19 protein-coding genes are annotated in these 18428 nt (G+C 72.6%); 6 read left to right on the plus strand and 13 right to left on the minus strand.

The genetic code is table 11. The features are described 5' to 3' along the window. Positions 1-28: 28 nt before the first annotated feature. The gene (galE, locus tag ACYVLT_RS09165; RefSeq protein WP_461119700.1) at positions 29-1006 is read left to right on the plus strand and encodes a UDP-glucose 4-epimerase GalE; all 978 of its coding nucleotides are present in this window, start codon (positions 29-31) and stop codon (positions 1004-1006) included. Next, positions 1006-3057, plus strand: coding sequence for a S9 family peptidase (locus ACYVLT_RS09170; protein ID WP_461119701.1), 2052 nt, complete (start codon positions 1006-1008; stop codon positions 3055-3057). The genes galE and ACYVLT_RS09170 overlap by 1 nt, the downstream gene beginning before the upstream one ends. Positions 3058-3909: 852 nt before the next feature. Here the strand turns inward: ACYVLT_RS09170 and ACYVLT_RS09175 are convergent. From ACYVLT_RS09175 to ACYVLT_RS09185, 3 genes are all read right to left on the minus strand, one after another. Continuing rightward, positions 3910-4941: a DUF4192 domain-containing protein gene (locus tag ACYVLT_RS09175; RefSeq protein ID WP_461119702.1), complete on the minus strand. Its 1032-nt coding sequence runs from the start codon at positions 4939-4941 to the stop codon at positions 3910-3912. 115 nt (positions 4942-5056) lie between these two features. Continuing rightward, positions 5057-5821: a M23 family metallopeptidase gene (locus ACYVLT_RS09180; protein WP_461119703.1), complete on the minus strand. Its 765-nt coding sequence runs from the start codon at positions 5819-5821 to the stop codon at positions 5057-5059. Positions 5822-5914: 93 nt separating this feature from the next. Beyond that, positions 5915-7762, minus strand: a complete 1848-nt coding sequence (locus ACYVLT_RS09185; RefSeq protein ID WP_461119704.1) for a Xaa-Pro dipeptidyl-peptidase — start codon at positions 7760-7762, stop codon at positions 5915-5917. A 159-nt stretch (positions 7763-7921) separates the two neighbouring features. Here ACYVLT_RS09185 and add point away from each other — a divergent pair, with 159 nt between their 5' ends. Continuing rightward, on the plus strand, positions 7922-8923 hold the full coding sequence (gene add / locus ACYVLT_RS09190) for an adenosine deaminase (RefSeq protein WP_461119705.1): 1002 nt from the start codon (positions 7922-7924) through the stop codon (positions 8921-8923). Here add and ACYVLT_RS09195 read toward each other — a convergent pair. Together ACYVLT_RS09195 and ACYVLT_RS09200 are read right to left on the minus strand one after the other, a co-directional pair. After that, positions 8880-10043: an MFS transporter gene (locus ACYVLT_RS09195; RefSeq protein WP_461119706.1), complete on the minus strand. Its 1164-nt coding sequence runs from the start codon at positions 10041-10043 to the stop codon at positions 8880-8882. The genes add and ACYVLT_RS09195 overlap by 44 nt on opposite strands. Beyond that, on the minus strand, positions 10043-10945 hold the full coding sequence (locus ACYVLT_RS09200; RefSeq protein ID WP_461119707.1) for an alpha/beta hydrolase: 903 nt from the start codon (positions 10943-10945) through the stop codon (positions 10043-10045). Before ACYVLT_RS09200 ends, ACYVLT_RS09195 begins: the two co-directional genes overlap by 1 nt. A gap of 71 nt (positions 10946-11016) precedes the next feature. On the opposite strand from ACYVLT_RS09200, the gene ACYVLT_RS09205 reads away from it, so the two are divergent. Both ACYVLT_RS09205 and ACYVLT_RS09210 read left to right on the plus strand, forming a co-directional pair. Beyond that, entirely contained in the window at positions 11017-11883 is an 867-nt protein-coding gene (locus ACYVLT_RS09205) for a LysR family transcriptional regulator (protein WP_461119708.1), read from the plus strand. Further along, a complete protein-coding gene (locus ACYVLT_RS09210; RefSeq protein ID WP_461119709.1) occupies positions 11880-13118 on the plus strand; it encodes a family 4 glycosyl hydrolase in 1239 nt (412 codons plus the stop codon). The genes ACYVLT_RS09205 and ACYVLT_RS09210 overlap by 4 nt, the downstream gene beginning before the upstream one ends. A gap of 12 nt (positions 13119-13130) precedes the next feature. Here ACYVLT_RS09210 and ACYVLT_RS09215 read toward each other — a convergent pair whose 3' ends face one another. Genes ACYVLT_RS09215 through ACYVLT_RS09225 form a run of 3 tightly spaced genes read right to left on the minus strand, consistent with a single transcriptional unit; the run spans position 13131 to position 15392 of the window. Continuing rightward, positions 13131-13763 carry an endonuclease V gene (locus ACYVLT_RS09215; protein WP_461119710.1) on the minus strand — a complete coding sequence of 211 codons (633 nt, stop codon included), beginning with the start codon at positions 13761-13763 and terminating at the stop codon, positions 13131-13133. Beyond that, positions 13760-14695, minus strand: a complete 936-nt coding sequence (locus tag ACYVLT_RS09220; protein WP_461119711.1) for a DUF3500 domain-containing protein — start codon at positions 14693-14695, stop codon at positions 13760-13762. The genes ACYVLT_RS09215 and ACYVLT_RS09220 overlap by 4 nt, the downstream gene beginning before the upstream one ends. 46 nt (positions 14696-14741) lie before the next feature. After that, a complete protein-coding gene (locus tag ACYVLT_RS09225; protein WP_461119712.1) occupies positions 14742-15392 on the minus strand; it encodes a maleylpyruvate isomerase family mycothiol-dependent enzyme in 651 nt (216 codons plus the stop codon). Between the two features lie 62 nt (positions 15393-15454). On the opposite strand from ACYVLT_RS09225, the gene ACYVLT_RS09230 reads away from it, so the two are divergent. Continuing rightward, the gene (locus ACYVLT_RS09230) at positions 15455-15985 is read left to right on the plus strand and encodes a CGNR zinc finger domain-containing protein (RefSeq protein ID WP_461119713.1); all 531 of its coding nucleotides are present in this window, start codon (positions 15455-15457) and stop codon (positions 15983-15985) included. 48 nt (positions 15986-16033) lie between these two features. On the opposite strand, the gene ACYVLT_RS09235 is transcribed toward ACYVLT_RS09230, so the two are convergent. From ACYVLT_RS09235 to ACYVLT_RS09255, 5 genes are all read right to left on the minus strand, one after another. Then, the gene (locus ACYVLT_RS09235; protein ID WP_360463631.1) at positions 16034-16459 is read right to left on the minus strand and encodes a CBS domain-containing protein; all 426 of its coding nucleotides are present in this window, start codon (positions 16457-16459) and stop codon (positions 16034-16036) included. Between the two features lie 40 nt (positions 16460-16499). After that, a complete protein-coding gene (locus tag ACYVLT_RS09240; protein WP_461119714.1) occupies positions 16500-16706 on the minus strand; it encodes a hypothetical protein in 207 nt (68 codons plus the stop codon). 440 nt (positions 16707-17146) lie between these two features. Further along, positions 17147-17338, minus strand: coding sequence for a hypothetical protein (locus ACYVLT_RS09245; protein WP_461119715.1), 192 nt, complete (start codon positions 17336-17338; stop codon positions 17147-17149). A gap of 32 nt (positions 17339-17370) precedes the next feature. Next, a complete protein-coding gene (locus ACYVLT_RS09250) occupies positions 17371-17523 on the minus strand; it encodes a hypothetical protein (RefSeq protein ID WP_461119716.1) in 153 nt (50 codons plus the stop codon). A gap of 396 nt (positions 17524-17919) precedes the next feature. Then, positions 17920-18384 (minus strand): hypothetical protein, encoded by a 465-nt coding sequence (locus ACYVLT_RS09255; protein ID WP_461119717.1) that lies wholly within the window; start codon positions 18382-18384, stop codon positions 17920-17922. Between the last annotated feature and the right edge of the window lie 44 nt (positions 18385-18428).

Consider the following 18428-nt stretch of genomic DNA (forward strand, 5'->3'; position numbering starts at 1 on the left):
ATCGAACACTGAGAGCGGGGTTCGCAAGGTGAAGTTGCTCGTCACGGGCGGTGCCGGGTACGTGGGCAGCGTCTGCGCGGCCAGGTTGGTGGAGTCCGGGCACGACGTCGTGGTGCTGGACGACCTGTCCACCGGGCACACGGACGCGGTGCCCGACGGCGCCCGGCTGGTCGAGGCGGGCATCGACGAGGCGATCGGCGACGTGCTGGCCGAGGGGGTCGGCGGCGCGGCCTTCGACGGTGTGCTGCACTTCGCGGCCAAGTCGCTGGTCGGCGAGTCCATGCAGGACCCGGCGAAGTACTGGCAGGGCAACGTGGTGACGTCGCTGCGGCTGCTGGACGCGATGCGCGAGCACGGCACGTCCCGGCTGGTGTTCTCCTCCACGGCCGCGACCTACGGCGAGCCGGAGCGGGTGCCGATCGCGGAGACGGCGCCGACCCTGCCCACCAACACCTACGGCGCGACCAAGCTCGCGATCGACCACGCGATCACGTCCTACGCCGCCGCGCACGGCCTGGCCGCCGTGTCGTTGCGCTACTTCAACGTGGCGGGCGCGTACGGGCGGTTCGGCGAGCGGCACGGCGTGGAGACGCACCTCATCCCGATCGTGCTCCAGGTCGCGTCGGGCAAGCGCGAGCGGGTGCAGGTCTACGGCGACGACTGGCCGACCGAGGACGGCACGTGCGTGCGCGACTACATCCACGTCGTGGACCTGGCGGACGCGCACCTGCGGGCGTTGGCGCACGCGGCGGCCGGCGAGCACCGGATCTACAACCTGGGCAACGGGCTCGGCTTCTCGGTGCGGCAGGTCGTCGACGCGTGCCGCGAGGTGACCGGGCACCCGATCCCCGCCGACGTGGCGCCGCGGCGGGCCGGTGACCCGGCGGTGCTGGTGGCCTCCAGCGAGAAGGCGCGCACCGAGCTGGGCTGGCGGCCCGAGCGGGTGGACCTGGTTGGCATCGTGCGCGACGCGTGGGACTTCACCCGGTCACAACAGGGGGCGTGATGACAGGCAAGATCACCGAGGCCGGGTTCGGGGACCTGACCTCGTTCACGGAGATGCCGCGGATCTCTTCGCTGGCGCTGTCGCCGGACGGCACGCGGCTGGTCACGGTGGTGGCGACGCTCTCGCCGGACCGCAAGGCGTGGCAGGGGTCGCTGTGGGAGGTCGACCCGGCCGGTGAGCGCCCGGCGCGGCGGTTGACGCGTGGCGCGAAGGGCGAGTCGGCGCCCGCGTTCACGCCGGACGGCGCGCTGCTGTTCCTCTCGGCGCGGCCCGACCAGGAGGCCAAGCCCGCGGAGGGCAAGCCGAAGGACAAGGCGGCGCTGTGGCTGCTGCCGGCCGTGGGCGAGGCCCGTGAGCTGTACCGCCCGGCCGGCGGGGTGTCGGAGTTCGCGGTGGCGCGGGACGCGGGCACGGTGCTGCTGGCGGCGGGCGCGCACCCGACCGCGGAGTTCGGCGAGCAGGACGAGGAGCACCGCAAGGCCCGTGAGGACGCCGGGGTGACCGCGATCCTGCACGAGTCGTACCCGGTGCGGTTCTGGGACGCCGACCTCGGGCCGAGCTTCCCCCGGCTGCTGGCGACCACGTCGCCGGTCGGTGTGGACAGCGAGCGCGTGGACCAGTCCGAGGACCTGGTCGACCTCAGGCCCAACGCCGCCTCGCGGTTGGCGGACTCGCCCGCGCTCAGCCCGGACGGGCGGTGGGTGGTGCACGCCGAGAGCGTCGAGGTGAGCGCGTCCTACGGCACGCGGGTCCGGCTGCGGTTGACCTCGACCGACGGCGCGACGGACCGGGTGCTGGCCGACCTGGAGGGGCACTCGTTCCTGCAACCGGTGTTCCTGCCGGACTCGTCGGGCGTGATCGCGGTGCGGGCGTTGGACTCGACCTCGGACCGGCCGTGGACGAACACGTTGGTGCGCGTCGACCTGGAGTCGGGCGCGGTCGAGGAGTTGGCGGCGGACTTCGCCGAGGAGCCCGAGCACCCGGTGGTGAGCCCGACCGGTGACGCGGTGTACTTCACCAGCAGCCACCGCGGCCACCAGCCGATCTGGCGGCTCGACCTGGCGTCCGGGTCGGTGGTGAAGCTGACCGCGTCCGGTGCGTACACCGACGTGCGGGTCAGCCCGGACGGTGGCGCGGTGTACGCGTTGCGCAGCGCGTGGGACCACCCGCCGCAGCCGGTGCGGTTGTCGGCGTCCGGTGTGGACCAGGAGGCCGTGCCGCTGCCCGCGCCCGGTGCGGTGGAGTCGGTGCCCGGGACGTTGACCGAGATCGACACGGTGGTCGAGGACGGGCGGACCGTGCGGGCGTGGTTGGTGCTGCCGACCGGCGCGTCGGCCGAGCAGCCCGCGCCGCTGCTGCTGTGGGTGCACGGCGGGCCGGTGATGAGCTGGAGCGGGTGGAGCTGGCGGTGGAACCCGTGGCTGATGGCCGCGCGGGGCTACGCCGTGCTGCTGCCGGACCCGGCGTTGTCGACCGGGTACGGGCACGACTTCGTGCGTGCCGGGTGGGCTGCTTGGGGTGGCAAGCCGTACACGGACCTGATGGCGATCACCGACGTGGCGGTGCGGCGCGACGACGTCGACGATTCGCGGACCGCCGCCATGGGCGGGTCGTTCGGCGGGTACATGGCGAACTGGATCGCCACCCGGACCGACCGGTTCAAGGCGATCGTGACGCACGCGTCGTTGTGGCACTTGGACGCGTTCACCGGGACGACGGACGACTCGTACTACTGGATCCGCGAGATGGGCGACCCGCTGCGGCAGCAGGAGCAGGTGAGTGCGAACTCGCCGCACCTGCGGGTGGCGGACATCAAGACGCCAATGCTGGTGATCCACGGGGACAAGGACTACCGGGTGCCGATCGGTGAGGGGCAACGGCTGTACTTCGACCTCGTGCGGCACGGCGTGCCGGCGAAGTTCCTGTACTTCCCGAGCGAGAACCACTGGATCCTGACGCCCGGCAACGCCAAGGTCTGGTACGAGACGGTGTTCGCGTTCCTGGCCGAACACGTGCTCGGCGAGCCCTGGCAGCGGCCGGAACTCGTCTAGCGGGACCAGGTCTCGGCTCACCGCCTCGTGCCGGCGGTTCCAGCGGGTCGGCAGGCCAGCAAGGTCGGCGGGTTGGCGGGGTCGGTGGGTTGGCGAGGTCGGTGGGTTGGCGGGCGGCGGGGTCCGCGGGGGTCGGCGGGTTGGCGGGCCAGCGGGGCCGGCGGGTTAGTGGAGTCTGCGGGTTAGTGGAGTCTGCGGGTTAGTGGAGTCTGCGGGTTAGTGGAGTCGGCGGGTTGGCGGGCTGGCGGGCTGGTGGGGTGGGCAGGTTGGCGGGCTAGTGGGGTCGGCGGGTTCGTCGGGCGGCGGATTCCCGCTGGCGGCCGGCGTCGGCGAGCCTGCAATCCGACAGCACGGTCCGACTGGCGATCCGGCCCGACAAGCGATCCGGTCGCAGGGTTGCCGGTGGGCGGCAGGCGGCGTCCGGGGGCGAGCCAGCGACCAGGCCCGACTCGCGATCCGTCGGGCGGCGGATCCCGGTCCGCGGTCGGCAACCCTCCAATCCGACAGCACGGCCCGGCAGGCGACCCGGCCGGGCAGGGCCGTCGGCAACCGGCAACCGGCAACCGGGCTGACAGGCGCGCCAGCCCGACTTGCGATCCGTAGGGTGGCGGATCGGGGTCGGTGGTCGGTGGTCGGTGGCCATGCATCCGGCAACCCGGTCGGGCCGGCGGCCTGGGCTGGCCGAGCCGTCAGGTGGTCGGTGGCCAGGTGGTCGGCGGAGGGTGGTCGGCGGAGGGTGGTCGGCGGAGGGTGGTCGGCGGAGGGTGGTCGGCGGGAGGTTGGCAGGTCAGGGCCGGGCTGGGCGGGCCGGGCTTGGCTGTGGCCTGGGCTGGGCTGGGCGGGTGGTGGGGGTCAGGGTTGTCGGGTCGGGGTGGTGGGTGGGGTGGTCCAGTCGGTGGCGGCGGCTCGTTCGGCCAGGGTGCGGATCTGGGCTGGGGGGAGGCCGGCGTCCAGGGCTGCCCTCAGCAGGCCGGCCAGGCGGTGGCCCGGGTAGGCCTGTTCGGCCCGGTCCAGGGCGAGGGCGGCCAGGGTGCCCAGGCCTTTGACGTAGGCGGAGAAGGCGAGCAGGGTGGCGGGTTCGGCCCGTTCCGGTGCGGGGGTCGCCCGGGTCAGTTCGGTCCACAGGGCCTCCGCGCTCCGGGCGTGGTCCCCGATGCAGTAGGCCAGGCTGGCGTCCCGGGTCAGCGGGTTCGACAGGGCGTGCGCCAGGTCGGCCACCTCCTCGTCGGTCAACGGGCGCTTGCGGCCTGCGGCACGGACGACCTCGGCGTGGATCAGGTCGAGGTGCCGCGCCGGCACGGTGTCCTCCTCCGCCGGCAGGTCGGCCAGGCGGTTGAGCAGGGCGGCCCGCCGGGACAGGGCCTGCGGCGGGTCCGGGGCCAACAGCTCGCCCATCGCCGCACGGCTCGGGTAGGTGACGTGGCCACCCGCCGCCGACGCCGCGGCGAACGCCGTGCTCGACGGGTCCGGCACGGAACCGGCCGTGCCCGCGTCGTGGTAGTCGAACCAGCGCTCGCCCTTCGCCGTCGCACGCGTCCACACCGCCAGCAGGAGCGGCACCTCGGCGGCGAACAGGGCCTCGTCCACGGCGTCGACCAGCGCGTCGTGCGGGAGGTCCTCGGGCGGGTCGCTCGAACCGCCCCCGATCACCACGACCACCGCGTCGACCTCGCGCAACCCGGCCAACGGCGCGGTGAGCTGGTGCGCCACCCGGTTCGGCACCCCCGGTGGCGGCAGGTCGACGCGCAAGGTCATGGCTATGTCGTGGTCACGCACCACGAGCAGCACGATCGAGTCGGACGGGTGGAAGCCCAGCAGGTGCGGCACGGCGGCGATCAGGTCGCCCGGGTCGCGCAGCCGGGTCGGGGGCAGCAGCTTGGTCATGGGTCCGACCATGGCGGACGGCGGCGACGGGGGCCGGCGGCCGGCGCCAACCTGTGGACAACTCGAAAACGGGCCGCTCCCCACTACCGGGGAGCGACCCGTCACCTGCGGAAACTCAGCAGTCGGGGGCCACCTGGCCGTCCGAACCTGTGTACACGAACGCATCGGAGATGTAGCCCGACCCGATCTTGTCCCACAGGTTGGTGGTGCCGTACTTGCCGGTGACCGTCTCGCCCCGCGCCTGGCAGCTGATCGTCACCGACGCGCCGTTCGCGACCGACCCCACGGCCGCGTACTGCGTCCCCGGACCCGAGCGGATGGTCACCGACGCGCCGCTGTCGGTGCCGACGGTGCCGGTCACGCCGCTGGTGCCGCACGAGTTGCGGCTGGTGTAGCTGCGCGAACCCCAGTAGTAGATCTGCGTCCCGTTGAACTTGATCTTCTGGTCGACGCCGTTGAGCCTCTGCTCGTAGTGCAGGTGCGGTCCGCTGGACCCGCCGGTCGTGCCCACGTTGCCGATCCGCTGGCCGATCCGCACGGACTGCCCGACGGACACGCTCTGCACGGACAGGTGCGCGTACCGGGTGCGCCAGCCACTGCCGTGGTCGATCTCGACCCACCGCCCGTAGCTGGTGCTGCCCTCGTTCGCGACCCGCGTGACCGTGCCCGCCGCCGACGCGACCACCGGGTCGCCGTCGTCGTTCGCGCGGTTGAAGTCGACCGAGTTCGCGGGGCTGTGGTTGGTGCGGGTCTGGCCTTCCCACACCTGGTTGCACGGGAACGGCATCTGGAAGTTCGGCGCCGCCGCGGCCTCGCCCTGCGTGAGGACGAGGCCGATCAGCGGCGCCACCAAGGCCGTGACGAACACGCGTCGGCTCATCTGCCACCTCCTTGACGACTGGGGGTGATCATCCGACCACGCCCGGCCGCCTCAGTGGAAGACTTACCAAGTGTTGTGTTCGTGAATTACTTCCTAACCAATCGATCGGCGCAACGCGGTGTCGCCGCCGACCACGGGCAGTTCCACCACCGTCGACGTGAGGTCGATCGACAGGCCCGCGCCCGGCTTGGGCCGCAGCGTGTAGTCGTAGTCAGACGAGATCAGCACGAACTCGACGCGGTGACCAGTCGGGACCACGTAGTCGTTCGGCTCCAGCTCGACCTCGACCCGGTACTGCTTGCCCGGCTCGATCGACTTGGTCCGCGACGGCGACACCCGGTTCTGCGGGTCGGTCCACCCGCGCGTGATCACGTGCGACGTGCCGTCCGGCGCCCGGTCCACCAGCAGCGCGGTCACGTTGGCCGCGGGCCGGTCGAACGAGATCGCCAGGTCGACCCGGGCGACACCGGAGAACCGCACCGGCGCCGTGGTCACGCCCGTCGCGTACGACAGCCGGTTGCCGGAGCGGGGCAGGTCGACCAGGTGCTCGGCGAGCTTGGACGAGTCGTCCCGCAACGACTCCACCACCGCGTTCCCCGGCACGGACTCGAAGCGCAACGCGCCCTTGGCCGTGCCGCCCGCCCACGGGTACACCCGGGCGGTCGACGTGCCGGGTGCGGGCCAGTCGGCCTCGTCCACCCACGTGGTCTTGTCCTCGCGCTGGATCGTCGCCTTGGGCTCGCGCTCGATGCCGTTGTCGACGCCGTAGAGGTAGTGGCTGAACCACTTGTTGATCGTGCGCCGCCACTCGACCGACCGCAGCGTGTCGGGGTCGGTGTGCCCGGCCTGGTGCAGCCAGATCTTGTGCTCGACGCCGTGCCGCCGCAACGCCTCGTACCACTGCGCGACGTGCTTGACCTTCACGTTCCAGTCGCTCAACCCGTGCACGGCCAGCACCGCGGCCCGCACCTTCGACGCGTCCTTGACGTAGTTGCGCTCGTCCCAGAACTCGCTGTAGTCACCGGTCACGCGGTCCTGCCGGGCCGCCACGTCGGCGATCACCGGCTTGCACACCTCCCGGTCCGCGCGCGTGTAGACGTACTCCGCCAGCACGTCGAGGTCCTCGCCCTGGAACGTGCCGGGCGCGACCACCGCGCCGTCGGCCCGGTAGTAGTCGTACCAGCTGGAGATGGCCGCGATGGGCACGATGGCCTCCAGGCCCTCGACCCCGGTGGCGGCGACGGCGTTGGGCAGGGTGCCGTTGTACGACACGCCCATCATGCCGACCTTGCCGGTGGTCCAGCCCGCCACGACCGGGGCGCCCGCCGCGTCACGTCCGGTGGCGCGGCCGTTGAGCCAGTCGACCACGGCCTTGGAGCCGACGGTCTCGTTGTGGCCGCCCGAGGTGGGGCAGCCCGACGACTTGCCGGTGCCCAGCGACTCGGCGTAGACCATGGCGAAGCCGCGGGAGATGAAGTAGTCCTCGTAGCGCCCGGACCGGATCGGCGCCGGGTTGGGCCCGACGGCGGCGGCGATCCGCTCGTCCGCCTCGGCCTTGAGCAGCGAACCGTCGCGCTTGTCGTACCCGCCGCGGCGGTTGGGCACGTACAGCTCCAGGTCGACGTTGTGGTTGGCCACGTCGTTGCCGCCGGAGAAGTACGGGCTGTTGAAGAACACCACCGGGACCTTCAGCCCGCGGTCGGTGGCCTTCTGGCGCACCACCTCGGTGTAGACCTCGTCGTCGTGCCCGTCGCGGTCGCTGTCGACCGGCGCGCGCACCCAGAGGCTCTCGCGCACCACGTCCTTCGGGTCGAAGACGGGTTGCGCCTCGCCGCCGACGAACACCGGGCCTTCCGCGACGGCGCCGGCCACCGCGGGCGTCAAGCCCAGCGGCAACGTCACCAGAGCGGCGAGCACCGCGGCTCTCCGTGCACCCTTCACGACCGAACCCCCATCATGTGTAGGACAGGTTTCGGGCTGACCATCCCCCGCGCCACAACCCCTGTCAAGGGTGTGCCAAGTCCACAATGGACAGCGGTCGAAGATCCGACGATCGGCCCCTTGACCAGCGACGCCGGACCCGGGCAGACTCGCCCGGCCATGCGTGACTTCATCGCCGCGCTGCCCAAAGTGGAGTTGCACGTCCACCTCGTCGGGTCAGCCTCCCCCGCCACCGTCCTCACCCTCGCCCGCCGCCACCCCGGGCACGACGTCCCGACCGACCCCGCCGAGCTGCGCCGGTTCTACGAGTTCACCGACTTCGGCCACTTCATCGACGTCTACGCGGCGGTGAACGACCTGGTCACCACCGGCGACGACGTGGCCGCGCTGGTGCTGGGGCTGGCCGAGGAGCAGGCGCGGCGCAACGTCCGCTACGCCGAGGTGACCGTCAGCGCGACCAGCCACCTGCGCGCCGGCATCGCCCCCGAGGAGCTCGACGACGCCCTGACCACCAGCCGCGAACGGGCCCGCGCCGAGCACGGCGTCGAGCTGGCCTGGGTGTTCGACATCCCCGGCCTGTGGGACCGGGACTTCGGCCTGACCAGCGCGGAGTACGCGGTGACGCACCGGCCGGCGGGCACCGTCGGTTTCGGGCTCGGCGGGTTCGAGGCGGACGCGCCGCGCCGGGCGTTCCGCGAGGCGTTCACCGCGGCCCGGGACGCGGGGCTGCACTGCGTGCCGCACGCGGGCGAGACCACCGGCCCGGACCAGGTCCGCGAGGCCCTCGACGAGCTGCACGCCGAACGCGTCGGCCACGGCATCAACGCGGTGGACGACCCCGAGCTGCTGCGCCGGCTGGCCGCCGAACGGATCACCCTGGAGGTCTGCCCGACCTCGAACCTCCGCACGGGCGCGGTCAAGGACATCAAGGACCACCCGCTGCCCAGGCTGCTCGACGCCGGCGTGCCGGTCACCCTGGCCACGGACGACCCCGGCATGTTCCACACCGACCTGGACGGCGAGTACCTGCTGTGCCACGAGGTGTTCGGGCTGGGCAAGGCGGAGCTGGCCGAGCTGGCCCGCACCGGGGTGCGGGCCGCGTTCGCGCCCGAGGACCTCAAGCGGTCACTGCTGGCCGAGATCGACGCGCTCGGCCACTGACACCGCCGGCGACCGCCACGCCGAGCGCGGCCAGCGCCATGGCCGCGCCCACCCAGTTGGGCGCGGTGTAGCCGAGCCCGGCGTCGATCGCCACCCCGCCCAGCCACGCGCCCGCCGCGTTGCCGAGGTTGAACGCGGCGATGTTCGCCGCCGACGCCAGCGCGGGCGCGCCCGCGGCCTGCTCCAGCACCCTGGCCTGCAACGGCGCCACGGTCGCGAACCCGAACACGCCGAACACCGCGATCGTGACCGCCGCCGGCAACGCCCACCGCGCGGTGAACGCGAAGACCACCAACACGACCGCGAGCGCGCTCAGGAACACGTACAGGCTGGGCATCAGCCGACGGTCCGCCGCACGCCCGCCGACCACGTTGCCCACGCACAGCCCGGCACCGAACAGCACCAGCAGCCACGTCGCCGCACCCGGCGAGAACCCGGCCACCTCGGTCATCATCGGCGCGACGTAGGTGAACGACGCGAACACCGCGCCGAACCCGAGCGCCGTGGTCGCCAGCGCGAGCCACACCCCGGGCCGACCGAACACCGCCAGTTCGCCGCGCAACCCGGTCGACGCGGGCTGCGCCGGCACCAGCGCCACGATCCCCACCAGCCCGGCCACGCCCAGCGCGGTCACCGCCCAGAACGTCGACCGCCACCCGAACTCCTGCCCCAGCGCGGTGCCGGCCGGCACGCCGAGCACGTTGGCCGCGGTCAACCCGGTGAACATCATCGCGATCGCCCGCGCCCGCCGGTCCGGTGCGACCAACCCCGCCGCCACCACCGACCCGACGCCGAAGAACGCGCCGTGGCACAGCGCGGCGACGACCCGTCCCGCCATCAGCACCGCGTAGTCGTCGGCCACCGCGCACACCAGGTTGCCCAGCACGAACAACGCCATCAGACCGACCAGGAGCCGCTTGCGCGGCAGCCGCGACGCGCCCGCGGTGATCAGCGGCGCGCCGACCACGACGCTGAGCGCGTACCCGGACACGAGCAGCCCGGCGGTCGGGACGGACACCCCCAGATCCCCCGCCACCTGCGGCAACAGCCCCACGATCACGAACTCCGTGGTGCCGATGCCGAACGCGCCGACGGCCAGCGCGAGCAACGCGGGCGGCATCACCGGGCACCGAGCCAGGTCCGCAGCTCGCCCAGCAGCACGCGGTAGGTGTCCAGCACGCCGTCCATCAACACGAACGGGTGGATCGTGCCCTCCAACTCGCGCCACCGCACCGGCACGCCGGCCGCCTCCAGCTTCGCCGCGTACCGCTCGCCGTCGTCACGCACCGGGTCGTGCTCGGCGACGGCCACGAACGCGGGCGGCAGGCCGTCCACCGACGCCCGCAGCGGCGCGGCGAGCTCGGACACGGGGGTCGACCCGAGGTAGTGCGACCAGAACCACCGCATCGTCGCCGCCGACAGCGCGTAGCCCGTCTCGTGATCCACATAGGACCGGGTGGTGAAGTCGACGTCCAGCGCGGGCACCACCAGCACCTGGAACGCGAGGTCCAGCGCGCCGCGGGCCCGCAACGCCACCGCGGCGGCGAGGTTGCCGCCCGCGCTGTCGCCCATCACCCCGATCCGGGCCGGGTCGACGTCCACCGACGCCGCGTGCTCGAACAGCCACGCCGTCGCCGCGTAGGAGTCGTCCAGCGGCACGGGGAACGGGTGCTCCGGGGCCTTCTGGTAGTTCACCGCGAACACCGCGTGCCCGGTGGCGTTGGCCAACGCGCGCAGCGCCACGTCGTAGATGTCGAGGTTGCAGGTCACCCACCCGCTGCCGTGCAGGAACACGATCGCCGGGAACGGCCCGTCGCCCTCGGGGTAGTAGATCCGCGCGGGCAGGTCGGCCGTCGGTCCGGGCACGAAGAGGTGCGCGACGCGCGCCACCGGTTCGGGCGGCCCCTGGAGCGCCAGGAACCCCCACTGCGCCCGACGAGCCTCGAAGACCGACAGCTCCTCCAGCCCGGGCGCACCCGCCGACTTGTCCAGCACCGCGCGGGCGTCTTCGTTCAACGTCATCGGCCGATCATCCGATGACCAGCGGTGATAAGTCCAAGGCATGTTTTTTCTCGGACGCATAAACTGACCTCATGACGTTGCGCCAGTACGAGTACTTGATCACCGTCGTGGACGAGGGCTCGTTCACCCGCGCCGCCGAACTGCTGCACGTCACCCAGCCCGCCCTCTCCCACCAGATCGGGGCCTTGGAGCGCGCCGTGGGCGCCCGACTGCTCGACCGGCTGCCCCGCGCCGTCCGCCTCACGCCCGCCGGCCGCGCCTGGCTGCCCCACGCCCGTGCCGCCTTGGCCGAGTCGGAGCGCGCGCTCACCGCCGCACGACGAACGGCGGGCCTGGAGTGCGGCGAGCTGCGCGTGGCCACGCTCTACTCGCTCACCCTCGGCGTGCTGCCGCCCGTGCTCCGGCTCTGGCGCGCACGGCACCCCGACGTGCGCATCCGCCTGTTCGAGCACCGCCACGCCGAGGAGTTGCGCGAGGCGATGGCCGACGGCCAGGCCGACATCGCGCTCGGCCCCGAGCCCGCGAGCTGGGTCGGCTTCCGGCAGCGGCTCGGCGTGGAGGAGTTCGTGATCGTGCTGCCGCCCGACACCCGCCACCGGGAGCCGATCCGGCTGCGGGCGCTCGCCGACGTCGGCTGGGTGCACTACGCGCCGGGCAACGGCCTGGCCGACCTGGTCGACGCGGCCTGCGCGGCGGAGGGCTTCCAGCCGGCCGCCGTGGTCCGCACCGAGCAGACCGCCGCCGCGCCCGTGCTGGCCGCCTCCGGGCTCGGCCCCGCGCTCGTGCCGCGCAACATCCTGCCGGAGACCTTCGACGGCGCGGTCCTGCGCACCGACCCCCCGGTGCGCAGGACCCTGGTCGCCTACGCGCACAAAGCACCCGACCCGCTCACGTCGGCCTTCGTGGCCCTGCTCGCCGAGGCAGGATGGGACGCATGAGGCTGGTCATCCTGGGCGGCGGCGGCTTCCGCGTGCCGCTCGTGCACAAGGCGCTGGACGAGCACATCACCGAACTCGTGCTGCACGACGTGGACGCGCACCGCTTGAACGCGATCGTGCCCGTCCTGCGCGGCGGCCCGCCCGTCACCGCCACCACCGACCTGGACGAGGCGTTGCGCGGCGCGGACTTCGTGTTCTCCGCGATCCGGGTCGGCGGCCTGGCCGGCCGCGCGATCGACGAGGAGGTGGCCCACGCGCACGGCGTCCTGGGCCAGGAGACCGTCGGCGCGGGCGGCATCGCGTACGGCCTGCGCACCGCCCCCGTGGCGGACGCGATCGCCCGGCGCGTCGCCGAACTCGCGCCGCACGCGTGGGTCGTCAACTTCACCAATCCGGCCGGGCTGATCACCGAGGTCATGGCCCGCCACCTGGGCGACCGCGTGATCGGCATCTGCGACTCGCCGCTGGGCCTGTGCCGCCGCGTCGCCAAGGCCCTCGACCTCGCCGAGGCCTTCGACGGGGTCGACCCGACGTTCGACTACGCGGGCCTGAACCACCTCGGCTGGCTGCAAGGCGTGCACCTGGGCACGGAGAACCTGCTGCCGACCCTGTTGGCCGACGACGCGGCACTGGCGGGTTTCGAGGAGGGCCGGCTCTTCGGCGCCGAGTGGCTCCGCGCGCTCGGCGTCATCCCCAACGAGTACCTGCACTACTACTACTCGACCCGTGAGGCGTTGGGCGACAACCGCGGCGCTTTCCTGTTGAACCAACAACAACGCTTCTACGACGGTGACGTGGATTGGGAGACCACGCGCCTGGAACGCGAAGCCACGTACATGGCTCAAGAGCGCGAGCGCGACAGCCTTGAGGGCGGCGGGTACGAGCACGTCGCCATGGCCCTCATGCGCGCCATCTCGGACAACGAGACGGCCACGCTGATCCTCAACGTGGCCAACAACGGCACGCTGTCCACGTTGGACGACCAGGCGATCGTCGAGGTGCCGTGCGAGGTGGACGCGACGGGCGCGCGCCCGGTGCCGGTGAGCCCGCTGCCCGACCACGCGGCCGGCCTCGTCACGTCGGTCAAGGCCGTGGACCGGCTGATCATGGAGGGCACCCGTTCGGCCGCGCTCAAGGCGTTCGCGCTGCACCCGCTGGTCGACTCGGTCGCCACCGCCAGGAGCCTGCTGGACACCTACGCCCACCGGCACCCCGAGCTGGCCCACCTGGCCTGACCCCGGCTTGACCTACCTGAGCCGAGCCCGACCCAACGCGTCCGAACGGCGGGTCGTCTCCGGGATCCGCGTCACGCACAGCCGCAGCACCTCGGCGCACGCCCGGTCGAGGTCGATGCGGTGCCCCACGGACACGAACACCGGCTTGACCCCTGCCCGCGTGCGCAACGCCCGTCCCACGACCTCGTCGCCGTCCACGAGATCGGTGTGCGCCCCGCGCACGTCGTCCGGCATGGAGAACGGCCCCATCGGCGTCTTGGCCACGCCGACGCTCGGCAGGTCGGTCACCACCCCGAGGTGGCAGGCGAGCCCGAACCGCCGCGGGTGCGCCAACCCCTGCCCGTCGCACACCAGCAGGTCCGGCGTCACGGTCAGCTCCTCCATCGCCTCCAGCAACGACGGCAGCTCGCGGAACGCGAACAGGCCCGGCACGTACGGGAAGTCCGCCTGGCCGATCACCACGGCGGAGTCCACGGTCCGCAACGACTCCGCGTCCAGCACCACGATCGCCGCCGCCAACCGGTCGTCGTCGGCGTAGGACACGTCGAGCCCGGCGACGTGCCGCACCACCAGCCCGGGGTCGGTCTCCGTCGACACCCGCGGCCGGAGCCGCTCCTGCTCGGCGATCGCCTCGTCGGGGGTCACTCGTGCCTCGCCGAGGCGCGGTGCGCGGCCAGCAGGTCCGTGCCGAAGTCACCGGACCGCCGCCGCCACACCGAGTGCGCGTGGTTGGCGTCGTTGTCGGTGTTGTCGTACTCGATCAGCAGTTCCGGCCCCTGGATCCGGTAGTAGTGCCCCGCGCCGCGCTTGTCCGAGCCCTCCCACGAGAAGTGCAGCCGGTCCAGGTCCAGGGCGTCGAACTCCTCGTCGGCCAGGTCGCCGTGCAGCCGGTCGAGGTAGTACCGCACCAGGCCGACCAGCAGCCCGCGTGACGCGCGGTCGAGCTGCGCGGGCGTCACGCCGACGGGGTCGAGGTCGCCGACGAGGCGCGCGTTGCCGGTCTTCAGGTCCGGCGGCGGCACGTCGGCGACCACGGCCAACCCGCGTGCCGTCCGACCCATCCGGTCCAGCAGCTCACGGGCCAACTCCTCCTCCAACCGCAACGGTTGCAGCACCGTGCGGCCGCGGTAGGTGGTGCGGGCCGGGTTCGCGCCGAGGAAGAACGGCGTGGCCGACACGCGCCCGTCGGCCACCACCACGCTCACCGACAGGTGGTGCCCCTCGACCCGCCAACCCCACGGCTCGTCACCCGGCTCGCCCAGCAGCACGGTCCAGTAGTCGCCCTGGTGCCGGTCCCGGTTGCCGCCCTCGCGGTCGTCCAGCACGTCCTCCAACGCCATGATGGCGGTGGTCTGCGCGTAGGCGTGCGGGCTGAGCACGCACGACAGCAACCGGTGCACGGCCTTGCGCTGGTCCCGCCCGAGATCGCCGTAGACCACGCCGGGCCGCGGGCCGGGCGTGTAGGCCCACCCCGTGCGCAGCTCGTCGTCGGACGGGCTCCGCACCACGGCCGCGCGCTGCTCGTCGTCCAACAGGCCGAGGAAGCCCCGCGCGGCTTCGGCTATCTCGTGCAGCATCACTCGAACCTATCTGCCCCCGGGTCGCGGAGCAGCAGTGGCGCGACTACGGCCAGGGGTCGAGGTCCGGCCGGTCGCCGGTGATCGGCCCCTCGGGCTCACGACCGGCCAGCCACGCGGTCAGGTCGGTGAGCGAGCCGGTCAGGGTGACGTCGCGGCCCGCACCGACGACCCACCGGCGTTCCGGCGCCTGGAGGGTGAGCCGGACGCCGTCGGGCACCCGCGAGGACAGGAAACCGACGACGTGGTCGCAGAACTCGGGCGACCACGTGACCGGGCCGAGGTCGAGGTCGCGGGTGTGGATCTCGACCTCGCGCCACACCCCGTAGGCGGTGCCGGTCAGCGTGCCGTCGCGGTAGTAGACCGGGGTGTCCCAGTCGCGGACGTCGTCCCACGCCTTGGCGAGCCGGGCGGCGGCGTCCGCGATCGCGGCCCGGTGCGCGGCCGCCGAACGCCCGGCGCCCGCCTCGATCGCGGCGTCCCGGGCGGGCCGCCCACCGGGGTAGGGCTCGACCTTCGTGCCCTCGTGCTCGGCCTGACCGGCGAGCGCGACGGTGACGTTGGCCAGGTGGGCCAGCACGTGCCCGCGCGTCCAACCGGGCAGCGCGGAGGGCTGGGCCACCTGCTCGTCGGTGAGGTCCTCGATGACGGCGGCCAGCCTGCGGTGGGCGTCCAGCGCGTTCGCCTGGATCGACACAGCTCCCCCTAATGGGTTGACGACTCAAATGCGTTAGGGAACCTATCACTAGAATCGTCGGGGTGGCACTGGCGTTGGAGTTCGCGAGCACGGTCCGGCACGACGGGCACGGCGGGATCGCGGACGACCTGGCCACCCCGGAGGGCTGCACGGCGTGGGCCGGGGTGAGGGCGGACGAGGCGTTGCGGCGGCGGCTGGTCGAGCTGCGCTGGGCCGTGCGGTCCCTGTTCGCGCACGCGGCGCACGCCGCCGAACGCCTGGACACGCCCCACCTGATGACCTTCGAGCGGGCGCTGGAAGTCGTCAACGAGGCCGCCGCGCGCGTGCCCCGGGCGGCCCGGTTGGAGTGGGACGAGCAGCCGCGGCTGCGCTACCTGGACTCGGCCGACGACGGCGACCGGCTGCTGGCGACGTTGGCGACGGCGGCGATCGAGTTCCTGGCGAGCGGGACGCTCGGGGAACTGCGCGCGTGCGCCGGGCCGAGGTGCATCCGGTACTTCGTGAAGGCGCACCCCCGGCAGGAGTGGTGCAAGCCGTCGTGCGGCAACCGGGCCAGGGTCAGCAGGCACTACCACCGCGGTCGCGACCACTAGCGGTCGCCGAGCCGCGCGGGCACCCGGAGGCGCCCGCGCGGCCGGTGGCTATCCCTGGATGTACGCGGTCAGCTGGTCGTGGTCTTCTTGCAACTGGCTGATCCGGCTCTTCACCACGTCCCCGATGCTGACGATGCCGACCAGCCGGCCGTCGTCGACCACCGGCACGTGCCGGATGCGCTGCTCGGTCATCAACACCGTGAGGCTGTCGACCGAATCGCGCGGCGTGCAGGTGAACACCTCGCTCGTCATGATCTCCGACACCGGCGCGCCCAACAGCTCGCCGCCCCGGTCGTTCAGCTTCCGCACGACGTCGCGTTCCGACACGATCCCCGTGACGCCCTCGGGCCCCATCACGACCATCGCGCCCACGTTGTGCTCGGCCAGCGCGGCGACGAGCTCCGCGACCGACGCTCTCGACTCGACCGTGGCCACGGCCGAACCCTTGTTCCGCAAGACGTCAGCGATCCTCATGGGCGCCTCCCGATCTCCGCCGGACCCGGTGCTACCCAGCTCAGGCTAGTTCTCCGAGCACGTGATCGGCAGAGCCCGCGCCCGATAGGAGCACCGGGCGTTCGGCCGACGTGAGCTGCGCTGCGGTCACGAGGACCCCGGGGGTGGTGATCGCCATCAGCACCACCGCCGTCCGGCCTAACCCGCCGAGCGAGGCGCCCGACGCCGGTCCGATCGGGAAGCCCACCGTGCGGACCAGCGTCGTCACGTCCGGAGGTGCCCATCGGCGCCGCCGGCGGCCGCCTCAGCAGGACCACCGCATCAGGTCCGGCGAACAGCCCGTGCCCGATGCCGATCACCGCCGACCGCCACGCCAGGTCCCCTGGATCATCACCCGCTCGGAGCAACGATACCAAGGGCAACGCCGACGCCGAGGTGCGTTGCGCTGTCCCACAAGGACAACACACGGTCGATCATGGCCGGCCGCACCGTGCCCGCCGTGGAAGACGGGCAGCAACGGCCGCGAGTCGACGAGCCAGGACTTGCCCACGCCCGCCTCACCGCCGACGAGCACCGTCGCGGGCGCGTGGTCGAACGCGCCCGCGACGGTGCCCGGTCTCGGCCGACCGCCCGACCGGCTCCGGGTTCACCAGGTGTGCGCTCATCGCGCACCGGAGACCGGTCGGGCGGCCGTGTCGTGCTCGTCGCTCAGCCGCCGCTCGTGCGCCGGAACACGCGTCGTCCGACGAACGTGTTCTGGTGCGGACGGCCGGGCGCCTTGTTCACGCCGTCGTTCTTCTGGGCGTGACCGCGGCGGGCCGCGCGGTTGAGCGGCACGGCGGGCTGCTCGGGCTGGTCCTGCTCGCCGTCGTCGGCCTGCGGAACGTCCTGGTCGGTCATGGTTGCCTCCTGGGGTGTGGCGATGTCGCCGGTCAGCGACGCCGCATGGAGTACTGGCGCGGGTTGACGACAGCTCGGCCGCCGCCGAAGCGCGGCTGCACCGCGCCGGACGCGCGGGCGCCGCGGCGTGCGGCGCGGTTGGTCGGCTGACCGTCGTGTGGCGGTTCGTTGCGCATGGTGGGCATGCGATCGCCTCCTCGTTGTTCGAGGCGTGCAAGAAGCTACGACCCGTGGATCGACAGGGTCGTGTGAAGAGCCGCTAAGGCCACCAGGAGAAGGGCACGGCACGGCCCGAGGCCGGTGCGGCGCTGGAGGAAGAAGTCCTCAGAGGTCGATCTGGAAGAACATGGTCATGACGTTAGCGTGCTTCACGCGGCGACGCCAACCCATTTATCGGCGGACGGGGATTGCGACCGCCGTGCCCACGCGACGGCGGGCGTCATAGCCAGCGCGGCGGCGAGGAACAACGCGCCGAGCACCAGCCAGCCCACCACGGCCCAGCACGAGGGTGGTGAGCAGCAGCGGTCCGACGGTGCGCGCGACGGCCGCGCCCGCAAGTCCGAGGCGATGTGTTGTGCCGATCAAAGTATCTGGTGCTGCCTGGCCCAACCGCCGAACCCGGCACCGGTGCACGGCAACCGCATGTCGTGGTGGACCAGCAGGTCGATCAAGTTCCCGGCCGCGATCTCCGTCAGCTTGCCGTCGCGGCACGCGTGTGCCAACAACCACAACGTGCCGTGGACCTCGACGCCGTGGTGCCGGGCGACCCGCACGGCCTCCCGGTCGTCGGAGATCGCTACCGCTCCGGCCAGTTCAGCCGCCGTGAAGACACTCGCCTCGCCACGGTCACGCGTCCCGGAACCGATGCGATCTACCCACGCGGTGAAGGTCGTCAGGGCCTCGATCGAATCCAGGGGCACCACCTCGAGCCATTCGAGATCGAGCGCTTCCGCCAGCTCCGGGTACGCGGTCGTGCCGCCCCGCAGCTCTTCCCGCACGATCTCGGTGGTGAGACAGTCGTATTCGAGCAGGAGGTCGGCGAGCACGTCCAGCCGTTCCGCACGCGCGAAGTGGTTCAGCATCATCGCGT

The organism is Saccharothrix stipae, from assembly GCF_054781895.1.